This is a genomic window from Paracoccus sp. (in: a-proteobacteria) (assembly GCF_030536915.1).
Classification (GTDB): Bacteria; Pseudomonadota; Alphaproteobacteria; order Rhodobacterales; family Rhodobacteraceae; genus Paracoccus.
Map to the genome: position 1 here is coordinate 1 of NZ_JAUNPC010000226.1, position 1,540 is coordinate 1,540.

At 64.8% G+C, this 1,540-nt stretch carries 4 protein-coding genes; 2 read left to right on the top strand and 2 right to left on the bottom strand.

All coding sequences use genetic code 11. The features are described from left to right. The first annotated feature begins 171 nt into the window (after positions 1-171). Together Q4F04_RS15945 and Q4F04_RS15950 are read left to right on the top strand one after the other, a co-directional pair. Positions 172-384, top strand: coding sequence for an AbrB/MazE/SpoVT family DNA-binding domain-containing protein (locus tag Q4F04_RS15945; protein ID WP_303370765.1), 213 nt, complete (start codon positions 172-174; stop codon positions 382-384). Beyond that, positions 384-764, top strand: coding sequence for a type II toxin-antitoxin system VapC family toxin (locus tag Q4F04_RS15950; protein WP_303370766.1), 381 nt, complete (start codon positions 384-386; stop codon positions 762-764). Before Q4F04_RS15945 ends, Q4F04_RS15950 begins: the two co-directional genes overlap by 1 nt. Here Q4F04_RS15950 and Q4F04_RS15955 read toward each other — a convergent pair. Together Q4F04_RS15955 and Q4F04_RS15960 are read right to left on the bottom strand one after the other, a co-directional pair. Next, positions 754-936, bottom strand: coding sequence for a hypothetical protein (locus Q4F04_RS15955; protein WP_303370768.1), 183 nt, complete (start codon positions 934-936; stop codon positions 754-756). The two genes, Q4F04_RS15950 and Q4F04_RS15955, sit on opposite strands and share 11 nt — an antisense overlap. Positions 937-998: 62 nt before the next feature. Then, positions 999-1,436, bottom strand: coding sequence for a hypothetical protein (locus tag Q4F04_RS15960; RefSeq protein ID WP_303370767.1), 438 nt, complete (start codon positions 1,434-1,436; stop codon positions 999-1,001). Between the last annotated feature and the right edge of the window lie 104 nt (positions 1,437-1,540).

Below are 1,540 nucleotides of genomic sequence, written 5' to 3' on the forward strand. Positions count from 1 at the left end.
GGAGATCCACTTGGCACAAGCCCCGACGTTGTTCAGATGAAGCAAACCAGCTCTGATCGTCCAGCGCACGCTGGCGCGCTGAGCCGGCCAGGCCCGGCCATGGTGACGTTTCCTTGCTTCCGCCTGTTGGGCGTCTTACGTTAGTGACATCGATACAGTGAGCGTATGACCATGGCAGAGACCGCAACCCTCTCCTCGAAGTTCCAGATCTCGATCCCCAAGGCGATCCGCACGGCCCAGCACTGGGAAGCCGGGCTGACCTTCGCCTTCATCCCCAAAGGCACCGGCGTCCTTCTGGTGCCGGTGCCGAAGCGGGAGGAACTGAAGGGCCTCGCGCGCGGAGCCTCCGCCACCGAGTACCGTGACCGGTCCGATCGGTTCTGATGGTCCTCGTCGACACGTCGGCCTGGATCGAGTGGCTGATCGGCTCGCCGACGGGAGAGCAGCTGGCCGGGCATCTGCCCGATCAGGCGGACTGGCTGGTGCCGACGATGGTGCAGCTGGAACTGGCGAAATGGCTGACCCGCGAGGTCGGAGAGGACAAGGCCGATCAGGTGATCGCCTTCACCCAGGTCTGTCAGGTGGTGCCGCTCGATACCGAGATTGCGCTGGCCGCGGCCGACGCTTGCCGAGAACACAAGCTCGCCACCGCGGACGCCGTCATCTTCGCCACGGCGCGGCTGCGCGGGGCGACACTGCTGACCTGCAACGGGCATTTCAAAGGTCTGCCGGGCGTCAGCCTGATCGAGAAGATCAAGAACTGAAGCCACTACGGCGGTCAGAGCTGGCCATCTGCTCGTTCAGCCTGCGCACCATCACCACCTCGATCTCGGGCAGCAGTTCGGCGGCAATCAGCGTGTTGACGCCCAGCGCCCGTGCCATGGCGAGTGCCGCGCCCATGTCCCAACCGACGATGGTGCCGGGAACCACCCGCAACTGACCGCCGAGCCGTTGTGCCAGATCCCAGATCTGCCAGCCCTCGACAGTCTGCGGCTGGTTCAGCCGGGCGGGGCAGTCGGGGCAGGGTCCGTTGCAGGCTGCGCAATAGCTCTCGCCCCCGCCGAAGGACCAGTCGGCGAGGGCGCGGAGACGTTTTTTTCCTGATCCAGCATCAACCCGCGGGCGACATACTGGCTCTGGAAGGCCTCAAAGACCGGCCAGACCTCCAGCAGGGCGTCAATGCCCTCAGGCGTGAGGGGCAGAGGATCACCATCCTTGTCACCGACACCCTCCCAATCGAGGATCGCCAGCCGCGCTACCGCCTTTGCCATGGCCAGCGCCATCTCCTCGGTGGTGGCGGTTTCCGGCAGGGCCGCCAGCGCGGAGTCGGCACGTGCCGCGACCATCAGCGCGGTCGTGAGGGGCGCCACCTTCAGCCGCAAGCCAGGCAGCAGCGTCAGCCATTCCGGGATGTTCGACAGGTTCAGGCGGATCATGGTCAGTAATTCGCAATGCTGTTGACGAGGACTGCTCCTTAATGGGCGTTGTTGCAGAACTCACCATCTGAGGTGAGTTCCCCCTTACCCAACCAAGCTCAGGC